Consider the following 5,776-nt stretch of genomic DNA (forward strand, 5'->3'; position numbering starts at 1 on the left):
TGAGCGCGGCATCGCGACGGTGGTGGTGCTGCACGACATCAACGCGGCGTTGCGCGCCTGCGATCGCGCGATGCTGCTGCACGACGGGCGCATCGCGCACTTCGGCCCGAGCGCCGAAGTCGTCACGCCCGCGAGTCTCGCGCAGGTTTTCGGAGTCCGCGCGCGCATCGAGCCTTGCTCGCGCGGTCTCCATCAAGTGCTGATCGACGGTATCGCCGATCGCCAGGGCCCAGCCAGCCGCCCCACGCGTTAAGCGTGGCGAGCGGCCCAGCCAGCCCACTTTCCATCCGATTGTTCCGCTGTGCCGATGGCGCGTCGTTTCGCGACGCCGCGCCATCGTGCGCACGCGCGTGCATCGGACAGGCACGCGGCCACGCCGCGAACGACAACTCGAAACAACACGACACACAACAGGGCATTATGAAAAAGACATTCCTGGTCGCCGCGTGCGCGGCGGCGTGGACCTGCGCGGCGCATGCGCAGGACAGCGTGACGCTGTACGGCATCATCGACGCCGGTCTTTCGTTCAACACCAACTCGGGCGGGCACAGCGTCGTGGCGGCGGGCAGCGGCAACGTGACCGGCAGCCACTGGGGCATCAAGGGGCGCGAGGATCTGGGCGGCGGCACGGCCGCGATCTTCCAGCTCGAAAGCGGCTTCTCGGTGATGAACGGCACGCTGCGCCAGGGCGGCCGCATGTTCGGCTTCCAGTCGTACGTCGGTCTCGAAAACGAGCGCTACGGCGCGCTGACGCTCGGTCGCCAGTACGACTCGGTGGTCGATTACCTCGCGCCGCTGAGCTTCACGGGCCAGCATCCCGGCGGCAACAACCTGAGCGCGCACCCGTACGACAACGACAACCTCAACAACTCGTTCCGCGTGAACAATGCCGTCAAGTACGCGAGCGCGAACTACGGCGGCGTGAAGTTCGGCGCGCTCTACGGCTTCTCGAACGAAGCGGGCGGCTTCGACGACAACCGCGTCTACAGCCTCGGCGCGTCGTACGACACGGGTTCGCTGCTGTTCGCGGCGGGCTATCTGCAGGCGAACAACGGCGGCAGCAGCAACACGAACGGCGCGATCACGCTGACCGAGCGCACTTTCATCGCCGCGCAGCAGCGCATTTACGGCGCGGGCGTGAACTGGCTCGCGGGCAACGCGCGCGTGGGTTTCGTGTGGACGCGCACGCAGCTCGGCGGACTCGATACGATCAACGGCGCGAACAGCCTCGGCATCGCGGCGAACGGCGAGGGCGCGAACTTCTCGAACTACGAGCTGAACGCGGTCTATCACTTCACGCCCTCGTTCAGCCTGGGCGGCGAGTACACGTATACGCAGGCGACGATGTCGAGTTCGAGCGGCCAGCATCATCCGCGCTGGCATGAAGTGTCGGTCGAAGCCGATTACTACCTCTCGAAGCGCACCGATCTGTATACGCAGGTCAGCTGGCAGCATATTGCCGCCGACGGCTCGGGCCTGGGCGCGGACGTGAGCGGACAGTCGGCGTCGAGCAGCGATCAGCAGACGGTCGTCGGCGTCGGCATCCGGCACCGGTTCTAAGCGAGCGGCCACGCGCCCGCCGATGGTGCGCCGCTTCGTTGCGGTGCACCAGCAGCATTCATCGCAGGCACACGAATGCGGCGCTGCGTCATGCACGCGGCCGGCAATCTCTTTCCCCGCCCGAAACGGGGCCCCTTGCCAAAGCCTTACGCCATCGGCGTTTTCGCGCGCATCGTGCGGGTGGCCACGCAGTTGGCATACGTATTGCTAAATAGGCTCGGGGCCAACGACGGCTCCCATGAATTTTCTTGACTCCCGCATGAGCGGGGGTGAATCCGGCAGGCGGGGCAACGGCGTCCCGAAGCGATAACCCGACACGCGGCTCGGCTCAGGCCACGCGCGTGAAGGCAACGCTTCGGGACGCTTTTTTATTGGTGCTCGCGTCTGGTGACTGTTCGAGCTGCATCGCTCGTCAGCCACGCTTGATATCCATTCTGTACTCCTGACGATGAAGCACGAAACCAGCGAAGCGGTATCCGGAGAAGTGGTGGGCGAGCTGATCAACCTCTCGGGGCGTCAGCGCATGCTCTCGCAGCGCATCGTGCTGTACGTGCTGCTCGCGACGCAGGACGGCGCGCAAGGGCAGGAAGCGCTCGGCGTCGCGCGCGGCTGCCTTGCCACGTTCGCCGACGCGCACGCGCAACTTGTCGACGGCGACGGCCATTTTCCGGGCGTGTTCTCGGACGCGCTGCGTCAGCTTTACTTCGGCTCGCGCCGCGCCGACGAGCGCATTCGCGCGTTCATGAAGCTCGCAGGCGACGCGATCGCGCAGCTCGAACGCGGCGGTATCGACAAGCGCGGCGGTGCGACCAGCACGAACGCAACGAACGCCACGAACGTCATGAACGCCGCGACCGGCATCCACGCCATCGACGCGCTCGCGAAGCTCACCGCCGAAGCCACGCCGCTGCTCGATCTGCTGCAGACGCTCACGCTCGCGTATCAGGACGCGATGCGCGGCGTCGAGGCCCAGACGCAGCGCCGCGAAGCGGAAGTCGCCGATCAGCTCGCCACCATTTCGATGCGCGCCAACATCGTCGCGCTCAATGCGCGCGTGGCGGCGGCGCGCGCGGGCCAGTACGGACGCGAATTCGCCGTGATCACCGCCGAACTGGCCAATGTGATCGGCGAAATGGATCGGCTGATTCAGGGCGTGGTCGGCGCGCGCGGCGGGCTCGATACGCGCGCGGGCAGCGCTGCGCGCAGCGGCGCCGGACAGAACATCGGAGTACGAAATCATCGGATTCACGCGCCGCTGGCGTGCTGACCGTTTTTACCTGGGGAGAGCCTCGTGAAAGACCTGCTGAACTCGCTGAAGAGCGGTAACTGGCGCGCGCTGGTCGCGTGTTTTCTGTACTTCGACACCGGCTTCACGGTGTGGGTGATGTTGGGGCCGCTCGCGCCGTTCATCCAGAAGGACATCAAGATGACGCCGGGCGAACTCGGCCTGCTGGTCGCGGTGCCGGTGCTCGGCGCGGCGATCCTGCGCGTCACGCTCGGCAATCTCTACCAGGCCTGCGACGGCCGCAAGGTCGCGCTGATGGGCATTGCGCTCTCGGCGATTCCGGCGCTCGTGCTGCTGCTGATGCCGGGCACGCCGTCGTACACGCTGCTGCTGGTGCTGGGCGTGCTGCTCGGCGTGGGCGGCGCGAGTTTCGCGGTGGCGCTGCCGATGGCGGGCAGCAACTATCCGCCGAAGGTGCAGGGTCTCGTGCTCGGTCTCGCGGCGGCCGGCAACATCGGCGCGGTGCTCGACGGCTTCCTGTTCCCCGGTCTCGCCAACAGCTTCGGCTGGGCGCGTGCGACGGGCGCGGCGCTGCCGTTGCTGGCGCTCGCGGCGCTCGCCGTGTGCTTCTGGGCGCGCGATCTCGGCGCGAAATCGGGCAGCGTGACGAAGGCGATGCGCGCGTTCTTCATCACGCTCGCGGGCCTGATCGCGCTGGTGCTGGCCGTGCACGAAGGCGTATTCGGCGCGGGCAAGACCGGCGTGCTGCTGCTGCCGGTGCTCGGCGCGCTGCTCGCGATCGCCGTGCTGCCGCGTCACTATCGCGGCGTGCTCGCGGAAGGCGATACGTGGGTCGTGATGCTCGTCTACAGCATCACGTTCGGCGGTTTCGTCGGCATGTCCTCGTATGTGACGACGCTGCTGATCTCGCTCTATCAGGTGCCGAAGCTCGAAGCGGGCGTGATCATGTCGCTGCTGGCGCTGACGGGCGCGATGGTGCGTCCGCTCGGCGGTCTGATCGCCGATCGCATCTCCGGCGTGCGCGCGCTCGTGCTGCTGCTCGCCGCGATCTCGCTGTGCGACTTCGCGTTCGCCGCGTGGATGCCGCCGTTCGCCGCGGGCATCGCGCTGCTGCTGTTCACGTATGTCTGCTTCGGCCTCGGCAACGGCGCGACCTTCCAGCTCGTGCCGCGCCGCTGGACCGGCCGCACGGGTCTGATGTCGGGCATCGTGGGCGCGGCGGGCGGTATCGGCGGCTTCTATCTGCCGGTCATCATGGGCATCGCGAAGGAAAGCACGGGCAGCTATCAGATGGGTTTCGCGACGTTCGGCGCGATCGCGGCGCTGGCCTTCATGCTGGTGGTGGCGCATCGCGCGCGCTGGCTCGAATGGGCGCTGCCGCAGGAAAGCGTCATGCCGCAAGCGGCTGTGCAGACCGTCGAGGTGCGTGCGGGCAACTGAGTTCCGTCACTGCGTCATACGTAAAAAAACGCGCTCCGGTTTCAGGCCGGAGCGCGTTTTTGTTTTGTCGATGTCGATGTCGATGCCTACGCGCTCATCAACTTCAAACCCGCGGGCAGCGCTTCACCGAACACGCGGCCCGTATCCGCGTTATCGAGCGTGACGACCTCGCGCACCATCTCGATCCACGCAGGCGGCGCATTGCCGTGTTCGAGCCGACGCAGCACCGTCTCGCGCACGCCAGGATCGAGATCGCGCGAGCGGTCGCCGGTCATGCGCGCGATCTGCGTGGCGGCGAACATCGCCGGTTCCACCTTCTTCCAGTCGAGCGCGAGGATCGCGTCGAGCCAGCGCGTGGCGACCTCGGGCGGCACGACGCCGTGCGCGCTGCCGTAGAAGGGCAGCCGCGCGCCGATACGCCCGACGGCCCACCAGCTCTGATGATTCTCCGCAGGCTTCTGCAGCCGCGCTAGCAGCCGCTCGCCGATCTCGATCTTGCGATCCGCGCCGATCCGTTCGAGCGACGCGTAAAGCCGCGTCATATCCGCGTTGCCGAGGCGCGCGGGATCGAACGGCAGCTTGTGCTGCTTCGAACTGGCCGCTTCTTCGAGCCAGCGCATCGCTTCGAGCACCTGCTCCTGCGCGGCCTCGCCGAGACCGCCGGCCGCGCGCCGCCAGAGCGTCCACCATTCGGACCAGACCTGGCTGTCGTTGATGTGCTGGATGCCGTCGTCGAACAGCGTCCACAGTTGTTCGACGCGCCATTCGTCGAGCGGATAGCCGAAGCCGGGCCGCACGCAATAACCGGCGAGATTGAGCCACAGGCGCTCGTGATCGGGCGAGCGGCGGCGGCGCGCGGCGCGTTCCCAGAGCGCGCCGAACAGTTCGCGCAGCAGCGGGCTGTCCCAGTTCTGACGCGGGCCGAGCGTGTGTTCGAGCTGCGCGCGCAGCCGCTTCACTTCCTTCGGATCGACCTTCGACGACTTCGCGCCGAACACGCGCTCGATCAGTTCGATGGCGTGATCGAGCGAAGCATGGCGGGCGTCGTCGCCGGTATTCGCGGCGTGAGCGGCTTCGTCGCGGCGCAACTGGAATTCGAGCAGCCAGCGCTGCGACGCGTCCTCGGTGGCGATACAGCGCACTTCGAGCGTGCCGACTTCGGTCAGTTGCGCCGTGAGCCGCACGGGCCTTTCTTCGCGGGTCTTGTTCGCGCCGCGTTCGCGCGCGACCACGGTCGCGAGCGGCGGCAGACGCACGAAGTCGGCGGCGTCCTGATCGAGATCGACGATCTCGCCCGGCTGCCACGCCGTTTCCGCGACGGTCGAGACCAGATGGAACTGCACGGGGTGGCCCAAACGCAGCGCGAACACGCGCTCGTCGAGCCGCACTTCGTGGCCTTCCTCGGTGCCGCGCGGCAGCAGGCAGATGCCGCGCCGCGCGTCGCCGCCTTCGTCGAGCACCAGAAAATAGCTGCGCGGCGAGCCGCCGCCGATACGCGGCGCGTGACCCGCGCGCGCCAGCGCGAACGCA

Annotated in this window: 4 protein-coding genes and 1 pseudogene; 4 read left to right on the forward strand and 1 reads right to left on the reverse strand. The window is 67.5% G+C overall.

Translation table 11 applies throughout. The features are described from left to right. The 4 genes from G3N97_RS35575 to G3N97_RS35590 all read left to right on the forward strand — a co-directional run. A partial coding sequence (locus G3N97_RS35575; protein ID WP_205997509.1) for an ABC transporter ATP-binding protein occupies positions 1-253 on the forward strand: 253 nt, incomplete at its 5' end. Positions 254-420: 167 nt separating this feature from the next. Then, complete coding sequence (locus G3N97_RS35580) at positions 421-1,560, forward strand: porin (protein WP_205997510.1); 1,140 nt, start codon at positions 421-423, stop codon at positions 1,558-1,560. 448 nt (positions 1,561-2,008) lie between these two features. Further along, on the forward strand, positions 2,009-2,827 hold the full coding sequence (locus G3N97_RS35585) for a type IV pili methyl-accepting chemotaxis transducer N-terminal domain-containing protein (RefSeq protein WP_346778168.1): 819 nt from the start codon (positions 2,009-2,011) through the stop codon (positions 2,825-2,827). 24 nt (positions 2,828-2,851) lie between these two features. Then, positions 2,852-4,246 (forward strand): MFS transporter, encoded by a 1,395-nt coding sequence (locus G3N97_RS35590; RefSeq protein ID WP_205997511.1) that lies wholly within the window; start codon positions 2,852-2,854, stop codon positions 4,244-4,246. Positions 4,247-4,332: 86 nt separating this feature from the next. On the opposite strand, the pseudogene G3N97_RS35595 reads toward G3N97_RS35590, so the two are convergent. Continuing rightward, positions 4,333-5,776 (reverse strand): annotated as a pseudogene (locus tag G3N97_RS35595) (molecular chaperone DnaK); the annotation flags it as partial.

It is taken from the genome of Paraburkholderia sp. Ac-20347 (genome assembly GCF_017104805.1).
GTDB classification, from domain to species: domain Bacteria; phylum Pseudomonadota; class Gammaproteobacteria; order Burkholderiales; family Burkholderiaceae; genus Paraburkholderia; species Paraburkholderia tropica.